This window comes from Bacillus sp. EB106-06-01-XG163 (genome assembly GCF_058791615.1).
On record NZ_JBYTDS010000011.1, the window covers coordinates 115,785 to 134,898 of the forward strand.

The window sequence follows — 19,114 nt, forward strand, 5'->3', positions numbered from 1 at the left end:
TCGCCCAGCCACACCTAGGAGGTAAATGAATGAAAGTAGCTATTGCGTCAGATCACGGCGGCATCCATATCCGCGAAGAAATAAAAAGTCTTTTGGATGAATTGCAGATTGAATACATTGATATGGGCTGTGAATGCGGCGCCGGCTCTGTCGATTATTCAGACTACGCTTTTCCGGTAGCGGAAAAAGTGGTGAACGGCGAAGCTGACAGGGCAATTTTAATTTGCGGCACAGGCATCGGCATGAGCATCTCCGCAAATAAGGTAAAGGGCATACGCTGTGCGCTTGCCCATGACACCTTCAGCGCAAAAGCGACGCGTGAACACAATGACACGAATGTTCTTGCGATGGGCGAACGCGTCATCGGCCCGGGGCTGGCGCGCGAAATCGCAAAAGTCTGGCTGACGACTGAATTTACGGGCGGCCGCCACGAACGGCGGATCGGCAAAATCGCAGATTACGAAGAAAAAAATCTGTAAGAGGTGCTGGACAATGGAAGAGATGAAGCAAAAATGGACGGACATGCTGACTGAGTTTCAAGAGCAGGCAGGACTGACGGAAGGCAGTCTGCTGGTGATCGGGTGCAGTACAAGTGAAGCCGCCGGAAGCCGGATCGGCACCGCCGGAAGCGGGGATTGGGCTGAATTGATATACGGCGGACTTAACCGGTTTAAGGAAAAAACGGGTGTGCATCTTGCTTTTCAATGCTGCGAGCATTTAAACAGGGCGCTTGTCATTGAAGCGGAAACGGCCGAGCGGTTCAGGCTCCCCATTGTTTCAGCCGTCCCCGTCCCGAAAGCGGGCGGAGCGATGGCCTCTTATGCATACCGGCAGATGCGTTCTCCCGTGCTCGCTGAATCGATTCAGGCTGACGCCGGGATTGACATCGGTGATACGTTCATCGGCATGCATCTGAAACCCGTTGCCGTCCCTGTCCGGATATCAAGCCGTGAGCTTGGAGAAGCACATGTGACGATGGCCCGGACAAGGCCGAAGCTGATAGGCGGAATTCGCGCCGTTTATGAATGCGAATGATGAAAATACTTTTCCTGTATAATGTTCGTGTTTTCTAATTTTATTTTGTGATTTTTTTAAATAAGCTGTTACATTCACCTGAAAAACCATGTACAATAAGGGTGGTAAAAATAAAGAACAGGAAACGGATAGGAGAGGATCTCGCTGATGAAACATTTACCTGTACAAGACAAACAAGTGTTTAACGCCATCAAAGATGAGCGTAAGCGTCAACAGACTAAGATCGAATTAATTGCTTCTGAAAACTTCGTGACGGAAGCGGTAATGGAAGCGCAAGGCTCTGTTTTAACAAACAAATATGCTGAAGGCTACCCCGGCAAACGCTACTACGGCGGCTGTGAGCATGTTGATGTCGTTGAGGACATCGCCCGCGACCGCGCGAAAGAGATTTTCGGAGCTGAGCATGTAAACGTTCAGCCGCACTCAGGCGCTCAAGCGAACATGGCTGTTTACTTCACGATTTTAGAGCACGGCGACACGGTGCTCGGGATGAACCTCTCCCACGGCGGCCACTTAACACACGGAAGCCCGGTTAATTTCAGCGGCGTTCAATACAACTTTGTAGAATACGGAGTCGATAAAGACACGCAATATATAGATTATGAAGATGTGCGTGAAAAAGCGCTGGCGCATAAGCCGAAACTCATCGTTGCCGGAGCGAGCGCGTACCCCCGCACGATCGACTTTAAAAAATTCCGCGAAATCGCTGATGAAGTCGGCGCTTACTTCATGGTAGACATGGCGCATATCGCGGGTCTTGTCGCAGCCGGTCTTCATCCGAATCCGGTTCCTTACGCTGACTTTGTAACGACAACGACTCACAAAACACTTCGCGGACCCCGCGGAGGAATGATCCTTTGCCGTGAAGAGTTCGGCAAAAAGATTGATAAATCCATTTTCCCGGGAATCCAAGGCGGACCGCTTATGCATGTCATCGCGGCCAAAGCCGTTTCTTTCGGAGAAGTGCTTGAAGATGATTTCAAAACATATGCGCAAAACGTCATCTCGAACGCGAAGCGCCTGGCTGAGTCTCTGAACAAAGAGGGCATTCAGCTCGTATCAGGCGGAACGGATAACCACCTTGTGCTTGTCGACCTCCGTTCTCTCGGACTGACCGGAAAAGTCGCTGAACACGTTCTTGATGAAATCGGCATTACATCTAATAAAAACGCGATCCCTTACGATCCGGAAAAACCGTTCGTCACAAGCGGAATCCGTCTTGGTACGGCAGCTGTGACAAGCCGCGGCTTTGACGGTGACGCGCTTGAAGAAGTCGGCGCCATCATCGGCCTCGCGCTGAAACATCATGAAGACGAAGCAAAACTTGAAGAAGCGAGACAGCGCGTATCTGCCTTGACTGAAAAGTTTCCTTTATATAAAGAACTAGGCTATTAATAAGGAAGAAACCCGCCGGAACCTTAATCCGGCGGGTTTTTTTATGATTTTCTTGAAACTGTTTGTCTTTTTCTGTAGAATCAATAGAAGTGTGAAAAAGTCACTCGGACAACAAAAAAGGAGCTGAACACAGTATGGGAAAGGTTTACGTATTTGATCATCCTTTAATCCAGCATAAGCTGACATATATTCGGAATGAAAATACAGGCACAAAGGATTTCAGAGACCTTGTGGACGAAGTCGCGTCACTGATGGCGTTTGAAATTACACGTGATCTTCCTCTTAAAGAAGTGGAAGTGAAAACACCTGTTCAAACAGCGACTTCCAAAGTGATTTCAGGGAAGAAACTCGGTATCGTGCCGATCCTGAGAGCGGGTCTCGGAATGGTTGACGGCATGCTGAAATTAATCCCGGCCGCTAAAGTGGGACATGTCGGATTATACCGTGATCCGGAAACCTTAAAACCGGTGGAATACTATGTCAAGCTTCCTTCTGATGTAGAAGAACGCGAATTTATTGTCGTGGATCCGATGCTTGCTACGGGAGGTTCTGCGGTGGAAGCGATAAACAGCCTGAAAAAGCGCGGCGCGAGAAACATTCGTTTTATGTGTCTTGTAGCGGCTCCGGAAGGCGTGGAAGAGCTGCAGAAACATCATTCTGACGTTGATATTTACATCGCAGCCCTTGATGAAAAACTGAATGAAAAAGGCTATATCGTTCCGGGCCTCGGTGACGCGGGTGACAGACTGTACGGAACCAAATAAATCGGAAAACCTCATTCAGGGGGTTTTCTTTTTTTATCCAGATATTTGCTGAATGGGCAGACTTCATACATTTATAGGTGAATTTGTGAACATTCTGTGTATGCTTTCGGTATAAAAAGTTTTTTAACTTTAAACAGATTGACACATGTTAGGGGCTATTGTATGCTAAACGAGGGTATTATGAGAAGGTTTTCATTCCTTTCATTTCTAGTATCCATCCTCATTTTAAATCCTCCAAAAAACCCGTTATATGAGGATTTATCTAAGCGAATGAAACAGCATCCCGTGGCATCAGGAGGATGAGTGGTTTTTTCGAACAGGCCGTTTTGCGGACAAAAAAGGCCTTCTGCAAGGGTTAACCGCATGTTTTGCCGTATCCAGGAATTATATTACATTTTCATCAGGAGACAGATAGTTGATGGACGATCCCAATCTTACATTCAGCAGACAACGGAGATATGTATTTGTAATCTTAGCAATCTATTTGCTGGGATATGGTCTTACGGCGTATAAAACTGTTTTTTTAGGCCTCTTTTTGGGAACTGTTTTCAGTTTGTTTAATTTGTGGCTCTTGACCAGAAGAATGAATGCTTTTGACAAGGCCGTGGCGAAAGGAAAGTCCATACGATCACTCGGGAGCGCAGCGCGTTGGTGCAATGCGATACTTGCGATGGCTGTCGCCTTTAAATATCCCGATAAAGTCAGTGTGGCAAGTGTGATTATTGGATTAATGACAATTTATCCCGTCATTATGATAGATTCCATTATTCAGCTCAAACGTTCATCAATGGAAGAGAGGTGAAAACCCATTGAATCACGATTACAGAACTATTGATTTGTTTGGTCTTACTTTTAATCTGACAAACATTCTGATGATTACTGTGGCAAGTGTGATTGTGCTGCTGATTGCGATTCTCACTACGAGAACGCTGTCCATCCGTCCGGGAAAAGCCCAGAACTTCATGGAATGGATTGTTGATTTTGTCCGCAATATTATAGGCAGTACAATGGATTTAAAAACAGGGGCTAACTTCTTGGCGCTTGGTGTAACCTTGCTGATGTACATATTTGTATCAAATATGCTGGGGCTGCCGTTTTCTGTAACGGTCGGACACGAGCTTTGGTGGAAATCACCGACGGCCGATCCGGCTATTACTCTGACTCTAGCCGTTATGGTTGTGTCGTTAACGCACTATTACGGCGTGAAGATGAAAGGTTTGAAGGAATACTCTAAGGATTACCTCAGACCGGTTCCGCTTATGTTCCCGATGAAGATCATTGAGGAGTTTGCGAATACGCTGACACTCGGACTTCGTCTTTACGGTAACATTTTCGCCGGGGAAATTCTTCTTGGCCTGCTTGCGAATCTGGCGACGAATTTCTACTCAAACAGTTTCTTTCTCGGTTTGGTCGGCACAGTCGGAGCCATTATTCCGATGCTTGCATGGCAGGCGTTCAGCTTGTTCATCGGTACCATCCAGGCATTTATCTTTACGATGCTGACGATGGTGTACATGTCACACAAAATCAGTCATGATCATTAAAATCATATATCCATTCGGATAACATTTTAAAGGAGGAACTTTTTCATGAATTTAATAGCAGCTGCAATTGCAATCGGTTTAGGTGCACTTGGTGCAGGTATTGGTAACGGTCTGATCGTTTCACGTACGGTAGAGGGAATCGCCCGTCAGCCGGAAGCAGGAAAAGAACTTAGAACTCTTATGTTCATGGGTATCGCATTGGTTGAGGCCCTTCCGATTATCGCTGTCGTTATCGCGTTCTTAGCGTTCTTTGGCTAAGCAAAAAAGCCTTATATGAACTAAAAATGGCGAAGATCACTCTAAGAGAACCTTCGCCATTGCTTTATGTCTGATAAGCAGGCCGTCCCGAAACGGCTTTTTATCAGCAGAGAAAACCTGCAGAAGGGAGTTGCCGTAGTAGATGTCTCAATTACCTCTTGAATTAGGACTGTCGTTTAACGGCGGAGATATCCTATTCCAATTGTTAGCTATGCTAGTTTTATTAGCGCTTCTCAAGAAATTCGCTCTTGGACCGCTATTAAATATAATGAAACAGCGTGAAGATCATATCGCCGGCGAAATTACGTCCGCTGAAGAAAGAAATAAAGAAGCGCAGAAGCTGATTGAAGAGCAGCGCGTTCTTTTAAAAGAAGCGAAACAGGAATCACAATCACTCATTGAAAATGCGAAAAAACTGGGTGAAAAGCAGAAGGAAGACATTATCCAGGCTGCACGCGCCGAGTCTGAAAGATTGAAAGAAGCGGCGAGAACCGAAATTGTCAAAGAAAAAGAACAAGCGGTTTCCGCACTTCGCGAGCAAGTCGCATCACTTTCTGTCTTAATCGCATCGAAAGTGATTGAAAAAGAGCTTGATGAACAAGCCCAGGAACAACTGATTCAGGACTATCTTAAAGAGGTAGGAGAAAGCCGATGAGTGGATCTGCTGTCTCTAAACGATACGCGTCAGCGCTTTTCGACATTGCCGTTGAGACTTCTCAAATCAATGAAATCGAAGAAGAGCTTACCGTGCTAAAAGAAGTGTTTCGGAACGAAGCCGGATTACAGGAAGTGTTAAGCCATCCGAAGGTATCGGCCGCTAAGAAAAAAGAGCTGATTCAGCAATCGTTCGGCGCACTGTCTGAGTCTGTGCTGCATACGATTTTTCTTCTGATTGACCGCCGCCGGTCTTCGATTGTGCCTGATCTCACAGACGAGTTTATCAAACTTGCCAATCAGGCCCGTCAGACAGAGGACGCGGTTGTTTATTCAGTAAAACCGCTGTCAGAAGCGGAAATGTTATCATTGTCTCAAGTGTTTGCAAAAAAAGCCGGAATCGCTTCGCTCAGAATCAGAAATGAAGTGCAGACGGATTTAATAGGCGGCATTAAAGTCCGCATTGGAAACCGGATTTATGACGGAAGCGTAAGCGGAAAGCTTGAGCGCATGGAACGTCAACTTGCCGGAGGAAATCGATAGAAGGGGTGAAACCTAAGTGAGCATCAAAGCTGAAGAGATTAGCACGCTGATAAAGCAGCAAATTCAAAATTACCAATCTGAAATTGAAGTTCATGACGTAGGTACAGTCATCCAAGTCGGAGACGGTATTGCGCGTGTGCACGGCCTTGACAATTGTATGGCCGGTGAACTTGTTGAGTTTTCAAACGGCGTTTTGGGTATGGCTCAAAACCTTGAAGAATCCAACGTAGGTATCGTTATCTTAGGACCTTACAGAGATATCCGTGAAGGTGATGAGGTCAAAAGAACGGGCCGCATCATGGAAGTTCCTGTAGGTGAAGAATTAATCGGACGTATCGTCAACCCGCTCGGACAGCCGGTAGACGGACTGGGTCCGATTCTGACAAGCAAAACACGTCCGATCGAAAGCCAGGCTCCAGGCGTAATGGACCGTAAATCGGTACATGAGCCGCTGCAAACGGGTATCAAAGCGATCGACGCGTTAATTCCGATCGGCCGCGGACAGCGTGAGCTGATTATCGGTGACCGTCAGACAGGTAAAACATCTGTTGCGATTGATACAATCTTAAACCAAAAAGATCAAGACATGATCTGTGTGTACGTAGCGATCGGTCAAAAAGAATCTACAGTGCGCGGCGTGGTGGAAACACTTCGTAAGCATGGCGCGCTTGATTACACGATTGTCGTGACAGCGTCCGCTTCACAGCCGGCTCCGCTTCTGTACCTTGCACCGTATGCAGGGGTGACAATGGGTGAAGAATTCATGTACAACGGCAAGCACGTTCTCGTCGTATATGATGATTTATCCAAACAAGCGGCCGCTTACCGTGAGCTGTCATTGCTTCTTCGCCGTCCGCCGGGCCGTGAAGCATTCCCCGGGGATGTATTCTATCTTCACTCCCGTCTGCTTGAGCGCGCAGCCAAGCTGAGTGACGCAAAAGGCGCAGGATCAATTACGGCGCTGCCGTTCGTCGAAACACAAGCAGGAGATATCTCCGCTTATATCCCGACAAACGTCATTTCCATTACTGACGGACAGATTTTCCTTCAATCCGACCTATTCTTCTCAGGCGTGCGTCCTGCGATCAATGCCGGATTATCCGTATCCCGTGTCGGCGGATCAGCCCAAATCAAAGCGATGAAAAAGGTAGCGGGAACATTGCGTCTTGACCTGGCTTCATACCGTGAACTTGAAGCGTTCGCCCAATTCGGATCTGATCTTGACCAGGCGACTCAGGCGAAACTGAACCGCGGTGCGCGTACAGTTGAAGTGCTGAAGCAAGACTTGAATAAACCGCTTCCGGTTGAAAAACAGGTAGCCATTCTTTATGCGCTGACAAAAGGATATCTTGATGATATTCCGGTTGCGGATATCAGACGTTTTGAAGAAGAGTACTACATGTACCTTGATCAAAACCATAAAGATCTGCTTGACGGCATTGCGAAAACAGGAAACCTTCCTGCTGATGAAGACTTCAAAGCTGCAATCGAAGGCTTCAAACGCACATTTGCACCAAGCAACTAACCCTTAGAAGATGAGAGAAAAAGGTTCTCTTTTTCTCTCTTTTTACGCAAATGAAGAATAAAGGTGGTGAAATCTTTGGCCTCATTACGCGATATTAAGTCAAGGATCACGTCAACGAAAAAAACAAGCCAGATTACAAAAGCCATGCAGATGGTATCCGCTGCGAAGCTGAACCGTGCGGAAACCAACGCGAAGTCATTTGCTCCGTATATGGATAAGATCCAGGAGGTTGTGTTTAACGTCGGAAAAGGCGCGAAAAACGCGAAACACCCGATGCTTGTCTCAAGAGAAGTGAAAAAGACGGCGTATCTCGTCATTACGTCTGACCGCGGGCTTGCGGGTGCGTTTAACAGTTCGGTTTTGCGAAACGCTTACCGCACCATTCAAGAACGCCATCAGTCTAAAGATGAATACACGGTGATTGCAATCGGCAGAGTCGGCCGCGATTTCTTCAAAAAACGGGAAATGCCGATTTTGTCTGAGTTAGTGGGGCTTGGCGACGAGGTCACTTTTGCTCAGATTAAAGATTTGACCCGTCAGACGGTTCAAATGTTTATCGACGGCGCTTTTGATGAACTGCATTTGGTGTATAACCATTTCGTCAGTGCGATTTCACAGGAAGTGACGGAGAAAAAAGTGCTGCCTTTAACGGATTTCGGAACGAGCGGCGGGAAGCGCACGGCTTCATACGAGTTCGAACCGGATGAAGAAGAGGTGCTCGAAGTGCTGCTTCCTCAATATGCGGAAAGCTTAATTTACGGCGCGCTTCTTGACAGTAAAGCAAGTGAACACGCTGCGAGAATGACAGCAATGAAAAATGCGACTGATAATGCGAAAGAACTCATTGATTCACTTTCGCTTTCATATAACCGCGCGCGTCAAGCGGCGATTACACAAGAAATTACCGAAATTGTCGGCGGTGCAGCCGCTTTAGAATAGAAAGATTTTGTCAGGAGGGATAGCGATGAAGAAAGGACGCGTAAGTCAGGTGCTTGGACCGGTTGTCGACGTACGTTTCGAGGACGGCCACTTGCCTGCGATTTATAATGCGATTAAAGTTTCACAGCCAGCTACAGGCGAAAATGAAGTAGGCATCGACCTAACGCTAGAGGTTGCTCTTCATTTAGGCGATGATACAGTCCGTACAATTGCCATGGCATCTACGGACGGAATTCAGCGCGGAATGGAAGCTGTTGATACAGGTGCGCCGATTTCCGTTCCTGTCGGTGATGTGACTCTCGGACGCGTATTTAACGTACTGGGAGATAAAATTGATTTAAATGAACCGCTGCCTGCGGATGCTCAAAAGGACCCGATCCACAGATCAGCTCCTTCATTCGATGAGCTTTCAACTGAGGTTGAAATTCTTGAAACGGGAATTAAGGTTGTTGACCTGCTCGCTCCTTACATCAAGGGCGGTAAAATCGGATTGTTCGGCGGCGCCGGCGTAGGTAAAACCGTATTAATCCAGGAATTAATCAACAACATCGCGCAAGAGCACGGCGGTATTTCCGTATTCGCCGGTGTAGGAGAGCGTACTCGTGAAGGGAACGACCTTTTCTACGAAATGAGCGATTCAGGCGTTATCAAGAAAACAGCCATGGTCTTCGGACAAATGAACGAGCCGCCGGGCGCACGTATGCGTGTAGCATTGACGGGTCTTACAATGGCTGAGCATTTCCGTGATAAACAAGGACAGGACGTACTGTTCTTTATCGATAACATTTTCCGTTTCACACAAGCGGGTTCAGAGGTTTCCGCGCTTCTCGGCCGTATGCCTTCTGCGGTTGGTTATCAGCCGACGCTTGCGACAGAAATGGGTCAGCTTCAAGAGCGTATTACGTCTACAAACGTTGGTTCAGTTACATCTATCCAGGCGATCTACGTGCCTGCCGATGACTATACTGACCCGGCTCCGGCGACAACGTTCGCTCACTTGGATGCGACGACTAACCTTGAGCGTAAATTAACTGAAATGGGTATCTACCCTGCGGTTGATCCGCTGGCTTCCACTTCCCGCGCGCTTGCTCCGGAAATTGTCGGAGAAGAGCATTATGCGGTGGCGCGTGAAGTCCAGTCAACGCTTCAGCGTTACAAAGAACTTCAGGATATTATCGCGATTCTCGGTATGGACGAATTAGGTGAAGAAGACAAGCTTGTCGTTCACCGCGCACGCCGTATCCAGTTCTTCCTTTCTCAAAACTTCCACGTAGCTGAGCAGTTTACGGGACAAAAGGGTTCTTACGTGCCTGTTAAAGAAACGGTACGAGGCTTTAAAGAAATCCTTTCCGGTAAATATGACCATCTTCCGGAAGATGCATTCCGTCTTGTGGGACGCATTGAAGAAGTCATTGAGAATGCAAAAGAGATGGGTGTAGAAGTTTAATCTGGTCCTAGGAGGGTAAAAGCATGAAGACCGTTAAAGTCAATATCGTTACTCCCGACGGCCCAGTATATGATGCTGATATTGAAATGGTAAGTGTAAGAGCCGAGAGCGGTGATCTCGGTATCTTGCCTGGCCATATTCCGACCGTGGCTCCGCTTAAAATCGGCGCTGTCCGCCTTAAAAAAGACGGACAGACCGAATTGGCGGCTGTCAGCGGCGGATTTTTAGAAGTCCGTCCTGATCAGGTCACTATCCTTGCACAAGCCGCTGAAACAGCGGAAAGCATTGATAAAGAGCGCGCCCTTGCTGCGAAAAAGCGGGCGGAAGACCGTTTGAACAAACGATCAGATGATACTGACATTCGTCGGGCTGAGCTTGCGCTACAGCGGGCTGTAAACAGATTGGATGTTGCAGGAAACTAAAAAAGAATCCTTCTCGGCTGTCTGAGAAGGATTCTTTTTCTATATTAACGCATAAGAGATTCATAGACGCCGATAAGCGGATGATCCTCTTCTTTTTGCAGATATAAATGTTCGCAGCAGTTGTCGGTGTGCCACGTTTTGTTTCCTCTCCGCACACCCGTCGTATAGGCGCCGTCCGTATACGGATAAGGTTTGACGACCCATTCGGCATCGTCATGGTGTCTGATGGCGCAATCGATGACATACACACTGAGCATTTTCTCAAATTCGTCAATCGGCAGGTTCCAATCCGCCAAAAGCAGCTCTTGTATGCTGCGGAAGTAAAGAGCTTCCACTTCCAGCAGGCTGCCGCGTGAATAATCAAGAGAAATGTTGAAAAACTGACATAATTCTTTCAGTTCCTCTGTTTGAGACTGTCTATAATCATAGTAGAATGCTATCGCTTCCCACTCGTGGTCAAATACGGGAAGTGTTTCTCCATACTGCTTTTCCGGATGAAAAAAGGAATGATTCATATTCCCATCTCCTTTCCAAAAAAGTATATCATGCCGGAGAACGGACATTTAAGCGGGGATTGCCCCTAATTTTGGATAAAAATTCTGATGTAAAAATGATCATCTTTCTCTCTTCTTCTTATATAATAAGAGAGGATATGAGGGGCGGAAAAAATGAAAGGAGATGGGATTTGTGAATGTATTGGGGCAGCAGGCCGCAATCAGCATCCTGGTTCACCTGGTATGCATTGCGGTGACATGGTGGGCGCTTCAGGCCGTCAACTTTGATCCGCTGATCCGAAAAGGAAAAATAGTGCAGGCGAGGCTGCTGATCATTCTTCTTACCATTGCGATCGGTACGGCAGTCGCCAACTTCTTTTTAGATTATCTTACCTATTCGAAACAGCTTCCATACTTATTTTAAGATGTTTCGTCTGTTGAAATGAAGGGAATCGCTGGGTGAGAAACCAATTTTTCTTCACCCGCTTGGCGAGTTTTGACGAAGTTTTCCATGTATCGCTTTCCCCGGCTCCGGCAAAAATGGGAGTAAGGGGGAGAGATCGATATGAAGAAAAAAAGAGCAGGCCGCATCATCTTATTTTTTGTTTTTTTAAGCGCCTTAATAGCGGTATTTCATTCCATTCATGCAAGTGAGCTGTCTCCGCTTGCCCAGATTGCCGAAGGAATGGAGCGGCAGCAGGTCACTGTAGATGAATGGACGCTTCATGCGAAAGAAAATCTGAACCTGTCACTGAGTGAATTTGATGACAAGGTAAAAGAACTGAAGACGCAGTATCCGCAATATCATTGGGAATCCGCGCGGGAAGATAAAATCGTAAAGACCGTCGGCACGTATTCTGACAAAAAAAATCACACAACTTTTAAACTGCAGCTCGTCACTACCCTCAAAAACCAGAACCCAACTTCGTATTTATTATATGAGCAAATGAGCCCGGAGCAACCGGAAAACTGGAATGATACATATGAACAGTTTGAACGGCAGGCACATGACATATTTCAAAATAAAGTATTTATTTTTACTTGTCTAAAGGGTCATTTAAATGATAATATGAGTATTGTTTTGCAAAAAAAAGCAGAACAGCTCATGAAAGAATTTGAAGCAAGTCCAGTTGAACATGTAGTTGAGCCTCATTTCGTTTCTGTTTCTGCATTTACATATAAGTGGACAGATTACATCATGACATCGAAACATAAGATGAATGTGCAAGTTGCGCTTAGAAGTGCGGGAATGGGCGAAAAACATACCGTTACGGTTGGCACACCAATCGTGACGACTGAATATTAATATAGAGAATATAGGGACGCGGAGGGGAATACCTTGGAAAAAATCATCGTCCGCGGCGGTCAGAAGTTAAACGGCACAGTGAAAGTTGAAGGAGCAAAAAATGCCGTTTTACCAGTTATCGCTGCATCTTTATTAGCAAGTGAAGAAAAAAGCGTAATATGTGATGTACCTACGCTCTCCGATGTATATACAATTAATGAAGTGTTGCGTCATTTAGGAGCAGATGTGCATTTTGAGAATAATGAAGTTACCGTAAACGCTTCTTACGCTTTAGAAACAGAAGCACCTTTTGAATATGTGCGCAAAATGCGCGCGTCAGTGCTTGTTATGGGCCCTCTGTTAGCCCGTACGGGTCATTCAAGAGTAGCGCTTCCGGGCGGCTGCGCAATCGGCTCAAGACCGATTGATCAGCATTTAAAAGGCTTTGAAGCAATGGGTGCAAAAATCAAAGTAGGCAACGGCTTTATTGAAGCAGAAGTAGAAGGCCGTCTGCAGGGCGCAAAAATCTATTTAGATTTCCCAAGTGTGGGTGCGACAGAAAACTTGATTATGGCAGCTGCTTTAGCTGAAGGAACAACAACGCTTGAAAACGTGGCAAAAGAGCCTGAAATCGTTGACTTAGCGAACTATATCAATGCGATGGGCGGAAAAATCCGCGGAGCCGGCACAGGCACCATTAAAATTGAAGGTGTCGAGAAGCTTCACGGCGTAAGACACAACATCATTCCTGACCGTATTGAGGCGGGTACTTTCATGGTGGCTGCGGCTATCACGGAAGGAAATGTATTAGTGAAAGGTGCGGTTCCTGAGCATCTTACGTCTTTAATTGCGAAGATGGAAGAAATGGGAGTCAAAATTACGGATGAAGGAGAAGGCCTTCGTGTCATCGGTCCTGCCCAGCTGAAGCCGATCGACATTAAAACGATGCCTCACCCAGGATTCCCGACTGATATGCAGTCGCAAATGATGGCGCTGCTTCTCCGTGCGAGCGGAACAAGCATGATTACTGAAACTGTGTTTGAAAACCGTTTTATGCATGCTGAAGAATTCCGCCGGATGAATGGCGACATTAAAATTGAAGGACGTTCTGTGATCATTAACGGTCCTGTACAGCTGCAAGGCGCAGAAGTTGCCGCTACGGACCTGCGTGCGGGCGCGGCGCTGATTCTTGCGGGATTAGTGGCTGAAGGTCATACACGCGTCACGGAACTGAAGCACTTGGATCGCGGTTATGTGAATTTCCATAAAAAACTTGCGGCTCTCGGCGCTGACATCGAGCGTGTCGTTGATGAAACGGCCGCTGAACAAGAAAGCAAAGAAGTCGTAACTGACCTAAACGCATAATGGCTGTAAAAACAGTATGTCAATCTGGCATACTGTTTTTTTATGGTTTATCATCATTATTATGCTCTGATTTCCAAAAAAGAATACGTTTTTCGCGTGAAAAATGGAATAAAGATTCTGTCCAAAAGGAAGTCATATTAGCTTGTCCCTGCCCATAAGATGAAGTAGAGTCGAATCCCAAGCAGGAGGCAGCTGATATATGAAACCGATTGTTTTTCTACTATCCGGGCTGTGTATACTTATTCTTCTAGTCCCCACCATTCTCGTCCTTCCGTTTCAGGCAGAAAAAGGAGCAGCCGTAAACAGAGAACCCGGACACAAAACAGCACACACCACACGAGAAACAAAAGGAGCAGAAACATTGAAAGAATCACCTGTATCCATTCCGGTTTATCGGACATCCAATCATTCTGTAGAAAACATTCCGCTTGAAGAGTACGTGATCGGTGTTGTGGCTTCCGAAATGCCCGCAAACTTTAAACCGGAGGCCTTAAAAGCCCAGGCGCTCGCCGCCCGTACATTCATCGTCAGACTGATGGTCGCTGACTCAGCCGTTCAGGCGCCGAAAGGATCACTGGTGGATGATACGCAAATGTTCCAAGTCTATCAAAGCAAAAGCCAGCTGAAAAAAGAATGGGGTTCTAAGTACGCACACAACCTCAAGAAAATCACAAACGCGGTCGCCGGCACGCAAGGAAAGATTTTAACGTACGATAACAAGCCGATTGAGGCATCTTTCTTCTCTACGAGCAACGGGTATACGGAAAATGCGGAAGCCTATTGGACAAGCGCCATTCCTTATTTAAAGAGCGTGAAAAGTCCGTGGGATAAGCAATCGCCGAAATATCTCGCCACCCAGACCTTCAGTGTGCCGGAGTTTCAGCAAAAGCTCGGCGTACGGCTCTCAGGACAAAACACGGTGGGACAGATTACAGCCAGAACGCCGGGCCATCAAGTGGCAACGGCCGTCATCAACGGCAAAAAGCTGAAGGGAAGAGACATCCGGGAAAAACTCGGACTCCGTTCTGCCGACTTTGAATGGAAACGAAACGGCGGCAGCATCACCATTACGACAAAAGGATTCGGCCACGGCGTCGGCATGAGCCAGTACGGGGCCAATTACATGGCGGAGCAGGGAAAATCAGTGGCGGACATCGTCAAGCATTATTATCAGGGAGTGGACATTTCCGAAGCAGATTCATTTTTAAACAAATATATGGCGAAAAAATAGACGCTTTCATGAGCGTCTGTTTTTTTGAAAACTATTCCATAAACGGTAAAGCAACCAACAGACTCATATAACGAAAGCCTAAAGGCTGACAAATGTCGATTGAAGGCTGAGCGCCGGGTGTAAATCACTGATAAAAATGCCGCTTCTATGTGAATATACGCAAAAATAATGAGGAACGCCGTCCTATTTATTTCCCTTTTCATCTCATTTACGATAAATATTGTTCGGCGTTGAACGTAAATCTATTGAAAAGGGGAAAAAGCAATGAAAAAAACATTTTCACTCATACTCATGCTCGGATTGATGCTGACTGCTGCATCTCCTGCTTTTGCTGCCGAGAATGCAAACGAGAAGACTCTTTCATTTAAAAACAATACCGCCATTTTACTTGATGCGAGCGGCAGTATGGCAAAACGGATTGACGGTGTTTCTAAATACAACATGGCAAAAGAAGAAATTGTCCGTTTTGCGGATCAAATTAAATCTAAATCACAGGTCAGAATGACGGTTTTCGGTTCGGAAGGCAATAATAAAAACTCCGGAAAGGTTCAATCTTGTGAATCCATTCGCGGTGTGTACGGGTTCCAAAGGTTTGACAGACAGAGCTTCCTTAACTCTCTTAACGGAATCGGGCCTACGGGCTGGACACCGATTGCAAAAGCATTAGAGGATGCGAAGGCTTCCTTTACCGGTTTGCACAAACTTGGCAGTAAATCCGTTTTCCTGTTGACGGACGGCGAGGAGACATGCGGAGGAGATCCTGTTAAGACAGCGAAAGAACTTCGCAAACAGCATATTAAAGTCAACGTGATCGGCTTTGACTTTAAGGAAGGCTTCAACGGCCAGCTTCACGAGATTGCCAAAGCGGGCGGAGGAAAATATTACGAAGCTCACAGCCAAAAGGATATGAACCGCATCTTTACAATGGCAGCGAGTTCATTAGCGGAATAAGAAAAGGTGCCGTTTATCGGCCCTTTTTTTTATTTTTATTTAACAAAAATTTCAAGAAAAGATGAAGAGAAAACTGTAAAAAGAATCAGATTCCGGACTTATATTACAAAAAGGGCGAAAAAGGCATTAAATCTGTCATCATTTATCCAATCTTTTTAGGATGATGCGCATAATTCTGTTCATTTTTAACGGCGTACAGCCGCTTATACAAAAGGAATCACGCCCTATATCTTTTTGCATACACGTCATCTAGCATAGAGAAGAGCCGGGGGCCCATCGGCCAAAAACAAACGGAGAGGAATGAAGGAAATGAAAAAAATGTTCACTGCGGGGATTGTCGGACTTTTGACGCTTTCACTCGGATCACCTGTTTTTGCAGCTGAGAAAAAGCACGAAGAAACAAACGTTGCTGTGCTGTTTGATGCAAGCGGAAGCATGATACAAAAAACAGGGGGAGAGCGTAAAATAGATGTTGCGAAAGAGTCTGTCACTTCTTTTGCGGAAGTTCTTCCTGAAGACACGAATCTGATGCTTCGGGTATTCGGGCATAAGGGCAATAATAAAAACTCAGGCAAAGCCGTATCATGTAATGCGACAGAAACGTTATACGGCCTTCAGCCGTACGCCGTGACTCCATTTGAGCAATCACTCAGCAAGATTAAACCGACCGGCTGGACACCGATTGCGAAAGCGCTTTCTGATACGCGTGAAGAATTTGAGCGGGCCGGCGCCACAGGGAAAAACGTCGTATATCTGATCACAGACGGTGAAGAAACATGCGGCGGTAATCCTCAGGCCGAAATTCAAAAGCTCCGTAAAGCGAACGTCAACACGATCGTCAATATCATCGGCTTCAACTTCGGCATGAAAGGAAGCGAAAGCCTTGAAAAAGCGGCGGAAGCGGGAGGCGGCACATATGTCTCAGCTGACAGCGCGGACGAGTTCAAACAGGCTTGGGAAGACGCTGCAAAGGATTTAGCAAAAGAATAGGTTAAAAAAGGACGCCCGCGCGGCGTCTTTTTTGTTTAGAAAACGGAACCGCGGGAATGATACGGATAAAAGGAGATGAACGCTGTTGTTAAAAGGAGCAGGCATTATATTAGTGCTGGCGGCAGTCGTTTTTGTTCTGATGGGAATTTTTCTGAAGCTTGCCGCCTTCATATTCGTCAGTATATTGGCCATTATCGCCGCAGTTATTTTATTCACCATTCTGAGCAGACATCATCGCAATGAAACATAGAGTCCTAAGAGGGCTCTTTTTTTAAACCGCAAATTCGACAAAATACAGGGATTGTGGAAGAATAAAAGAGAAGGATACTGCGGAGGGGAAAACAGTGGATGAAAAAACAACAGCGGTAAGAGACATATACCGCTATGAAAAAGGGGTATTAACAAAGACGGCAGATCGGATGGTTTCAGAGTATCCGCTGACCGTCATGGTGAACGGGCAGGAATTTGTTACGCTCGTCTGCACGCCTGACCATTTAGAGGAACTCGTCATCGGATTTCTCGCATCAGAAGGCGTCATTCGTTTTGAAAAAGAAATCAAAAGCTTTACTATAGATGAAAGTCTCGGGTTTGCATATGTTGAACTGACGAATCCCGGAGTGCTTGAGCAAAAAGACTATACGAAGAGGGTCATCGGTTCATGCTGCGGGAAAGGCCGCCATTTTTACTTTCAGCAGGATGTGAAAACGGCCAAAACCGCCGTCAGCCGTATCACTATAACTCCTGAGACGTGCCTTCGCCTGATGAAGGAGATGCAAAGAGGAAGCGGCACCTTCCAGGAAACGGGCGGCGTCCATAATGCGGCGCTGTGCGATACGGAAAAGCTGCTCTTCATGAGGACGGACATCGGGCGCCACAACGCGCTGGATAAGCTGTACGGCTGCTGTTTGAAAAACGGAATGCCGGTCCGTGACAAGCTGATCGTCTTCAGCGGCCGGATTTCCTCGGAGGTTTTATTAAAAGCCGCAAAAATCGGCGTGTCGATTGTCATTTCAAAATCGGCGCCGACGGAGCTCGCGCTGCAAATGGCGGAAGAGCTGAACATAACCGCGATAGGTTTTGTCAGAAACGGATCATTTAACGTATACACACATCCTGAACGGGTTGAACAATAGAAAGGGGTCTTGGGCTTATGAATACAGAAACGCGCCGGGTGACAGACAAAAGGGAAAGGCCGCTCAGGGATCTTCGTATCTCTGTAACCGACCGCTGCAACTTCAGATGCACGTACTGTATGCCAGCCGAATTATTCGGACCGGATTATCCATTTTTACAAAAGACGGAATTGCTCTCCTTCGAGGAGCTTGAGCGGCTTGCGAAGCTGTTTGTCGGCCGCTTCGGCGTTGAAAAAATCAGGCTGACGGGCGGAGAGCCGCTCATGAGAAAAGATATGCCTGAATTGATCAAAAAACTTGCGCGCATCCCCGGACTTAAAGATATCGCGATGACGACAAACGGCTCTCTGCTTCCCGTGTATGCGGAAAAACTGAAGCAGGCGGGGCTGCATCGCGTGACAGTCAGCCTCGATTCTTTAGAGGATGAGCGGTTTAAGGCCATTAACGGCCGCGGGGTTTCGGTGAACAAGGTGCTTGAGGGCATTGAGGCGGCAAAAGCGGCCGGACTCGGTGTGAAAATCAATATGGTTGTTCAAAAGGGCGTCAATGAAAAAGATATCCTGCCGATGGCCCGCTATTTTAAAGAAAAGGGTCATATTCTCCGGTTTATTGAATTTATGGATGTAGGCAATACGAATCAATGGAATAAAAAAGACGTGATCACGAAGGCAGAGATTATTGATCTGATCAACCAGCACATGCCGACGGAGCCGATAGAAGCGAATTATAAAGGAGAGGTCGCTTCCAGGTTCCGCTATCTTGACGGTTCCGGCGAAATCGGCGTGATTTCCTCCGTCTCGGATGCATTCTGCGTCTCCTGCAACAGAGCGCGCCTGTCGGCGAGAGGAGAGCTGTTTACGTGCCTGTTTGCGTCAAGCGGCTATGATGTTCGGAAACTCGTGCGCGGCGGTCTGACCGATGATGAATTGACGGAATCCATCGCTTCTGTCTGGAGAAATCGCACGGATCAGTATTCAATTGACCGCGCGCTTTCTAAAACGGATGGGAAAAAGAAAGTGGAAATGTCTTATATAGGCGGATGAAGAAAAGCCTGCCCGGACAAGGGACTGACCCCCGTTTTTGAGACAGGGATCAAAACACCTTTAAGCAGCCAGCTGTCGGTATGTGACCGGCGGCTG

The 19,114-nt window shown here is 46.7% G+C and carries 23 protein-coding genes; 22 read left to right on the forward strand and 1 reads right to left on the reverse strand.

Features of this window, described 5'->3' with window-relative positions; all coding sequences use genetic code 11:
* Positions 1-29: 29 nt before the first annotated feature.
* From rpiB to AC3WTF_RS14045, 13 genes are all read left to right on the forward strand, one after another.
* The gene (gene rpiB / locus AC3WTF_RS13985; protein WP_492314286.1) at positions 30-479 is read left to right on the forward strand and encodes a ribose 5-phosphate isomerase B; all 450 of its coding nucleotides are present in this window, start codon (positions 30-32) and stop codon (positions 477-479) included.
* 13 nt (positions 480-492) lie between these two features.
* Entirely contained in the window at positions 493-1,035 is a 543-nt protein-coding gene (locus tag AC3WTF_RS13990; protein ID WP_032867407.1) for a TIGR01440 family protein, read from the forward strand.
* A gap of 147 nt (positions 1,036-1,182) precedes the next feature.
* A complete protein-coding gene (glyA, locus tag AC3WTF_RS13995; protein ID WP_015240756.1) occupies positions 1,183-2,430 on the forward strand; it encodes a serine hydroxymethyltransferase in 1,248 nt (415 codons plus the stop codon).
* 134 nt (positions 2,431-2,564) lie between these two features.
* Complete coding sequence (gene upp / locus AC3WTF_RS14000) at positions 2,565-3,194, forward strand: uracil phosphoribosyltransferase (RefSeq protein ID WP_003151154.1); 630 nt, start codon at positions 2,565-2,567, stop codon at positions 3,192-3,194.
* Positions 3,195-3,612: 418 nt separating this feature from the next.
* Entirely contained in the window at positions 3,613-3,996 is a 384-nt protein-coding gene (atpI, locus tag AC3WTF_RS14005) for an ATP synthase subunit I (protein WP_003151155.1), read from the forward strand.
* 7 nt (positions 3,997-4,003) lie between these two features.
* On the forward strand, positions 4,004-4,738 hold the full coding sequence (gene atpB / locus AC3WTF_RS14010) for a F0F1 ATP synthase subunit A (RefSeq protein WP_003151158.1): 735 nt from the start codon (positions 4,004-4,006) through the stop codon (positions 4,736-4,738).
* Positions 4,739-4,783: 45 nt separating this feature from the next.
* A complete protein-coding gene (gene atpE / locus AC3WTF_RS14015) occupies positions 4,784-4,996 on the forward strand; it encodes a F0F1 ATP synthase subunit C (protein WP_003151167.1) in 213 nt (70 codons plus the stop codon).
* A 142-nt stretch (positions 4,997-5,138) separates the two neighbouring features.
* Positions 5,139-5,651: a F0F1 ATP synthase subunit B gene (gene atpF / locus AC3WTF_RS14020; protein WP_003151168.1), complete on the forward strand. Its 513-nt coding sequence runs from the start codon at positions 5,139-5,141 to the stop codon at positions 5,649-5,651.
* On the forward strand, positions 5,648-6,193 hold the full coding sequence (locus AC3WTF_RS14025) for a F0F1 ATP synthase subunit delta (protein WP_003151169.1): 546 nt from the start codon (positions 5,648-5,650) through the stop codon (positions 6,191-6,193). Before atpF ends, AC3WTF_RS14025 begins: the two co-directional genes overlap by 4 nt.
* A 16-nt stretch (positions 6,194-6,209) precedes the next feature.
* Positions 6,210-7,718 carry a F0F1 ATP synthase subunit alpha gene (atpA, locus tag AC3WTF_RS14030; RefSeq protein WP_003151170.1) on the forward strand — a complete coding sequence of 503 codons (1,509 nt, stop codon included), beginning with the start codon at positions 6,210-6,212 and terminating at the stop codon, positions 7,716-7,718.
* Between the two features lie 75 nt (positions 7,719-7,793).
* A complete protein-coding gene (atpG, locus tag AC3WTF_RS14035; RefSeq protein ID WP_003151172.1) occupies positions 7,794-8,657 on the forward strand; it encodes an ATP synthase F1 subunit gamma in 864 nt (287 codons plus the stop codon).
* 25 nt (positions 8,658-8,682) lie between these two features.
* Positions 8,683-10,104, forward strand: coding sequence for a F0F1 ATP synthase subunit beta (gene atpD, locus AC3WTF_RS14040; protein ID WP_003151173.1), 1,422 nt, complete (start codon positions 8,683-8,685; stop codon positions 10,102-10,104).
* 23 nt (positions 10,105-10,127) lie between these two features.
* On the forward strand, positions 10,128-10,526 hold the full coding sequence (locus AC3WTF_RS14045) for a F0F1 ATP synthase subunit epsilon (RefSeq protein ID WP_003151176.1): 399 nt from the start codon (positions 10,128-10,130) through the stop codon (positions 10,524-10,526).
* Positions 10,527-10,570: 44 nt separating this feature from the next.
* On the opposite strand, the gene AC3WTF_RS14050 is transcribed toward AC3WTF_RS14045, so the two are convergent.
* Positions 10,571-11,041, reverse strand: coding sequence for a hypothetical protein (locus AC3WTF_RS14050; protein ID WP_007407595.1), 471 nt, complete (start codon positions 11,039-11,041; stop codon positions 10,571-10,573).
* 172 nt (positions 11,042-11,213) lie between these two features.
* On the opposite strand from AC3WTF_RS14050, the gene AC3WTF_RS14055 reads away from it, so the two are divergent.
* The 9 genes from AC3WTF_RS14055 (at position 11,214) to moaA (ending at position 19,018) form a co-directional block, all read left to right on the forward strand.
* Entirely contained in the window at positions 11,214-11,444 is a 231-nt protein-coding gene (locus AC3WTF_RS14055) for a DUF1146 family protein (protein WP_003151181.1), read from the forward strand.
* Between the two features lie 141 nt (positions 11,445-11,585).
* Entirely contained in the window at positions 11,586-12,326 is a 741-nt protein-coding gene (locus AC3WTF_RS14060; protein ID WP_007407593.1) for a YwmB family TATA-box binding protein, read from the forward strand.
* Positions 12,327-12,359: 33 nt separating this feature from the next.
* A complete protein-coding gene (gene murA, locus AC3WTF_RS14065) occupies positions 12,360-13,670 on the forward strand; it encodes a UDP-N-acetylglucosamine 1-carboxyvinyltransferase (RefSeq protein ID WP_007407592.1) in 1,311 nt (436 codons plus the stop codon).
* Positions 13,671-13,869: 199 nt separating this feature from the next.
* Positions 13,870-14,901 (forward strand): stage II sporulation protein D, encoded by a 1,032-nt coding sequence (spoIID, locus tag AC3WTF_RS14070; protein WP_039063779.1) that lies wholly within the window; start codon positions 13,870-13,872, stop codon positions 14,899-14,901.
* A gap of 264 nt (positions 14,902-15,165) precedes the next feature.
* Positions 15,166-15,852 (forward strand): VWA domain-containing protein, encoded by a 687-nt coding sequence (locus AC3WTF_RS14075; RefSeq protein WP_007407590.1) that lies wholly within the window; start codon positions 15,166-15,168, stop codon positions 15,850-15,852.
* Between the two features lie 309 nt (positions 15,853-16,161).
* On the forward strand, positions 16,162-16,842 hold the full coding sequence (locus tag AC3WTF_RS14080; protein ID WP_012118657.1) for a VWA domain-containing protein: 681 nt from the start codon (positions 16,162-16,164) through the stop codon (positions 16,840-16,842).
* 85 nt (positions 16,843-16,927) lie between these two features.
* Entirely contained in the window at positions 16,928-17,092 is a 165-nt protein-coding gene (locus AC3WTF_RS14085) for a hypothetical protein (RefSeq protein WP_007407587.1), read from the forward strand.
* Positions 17,093-17,186: 94 nt separating this feature from the next.
* A complete protein-coding gene (gene fdhD / locus AC3WTF_RS14090; protein ID WP_007407586.1) occupies positions 17,187-17,975 on the forward strand; it encodes a formate dehydrogenase accessory sulfurtransferase FdhD in 789 nt (262 codons plus the stop codon).
* A gap of 17 nt (positions 17,976-17,992) precedes the next feature.
* Positions 17,993-19,018, forward strand: a complete 1,026-nt coding sequence (gene moaA / locus AC3WTF_RS14095; protein WP_039063778.1) for a GTP 3',8-cyclase MoaA — start codon at positions 17,993-17,995, stop codon at positions 19,016-19,018.
* Positions 19,019-19,114: the final 96 nt, after the last annotated feature.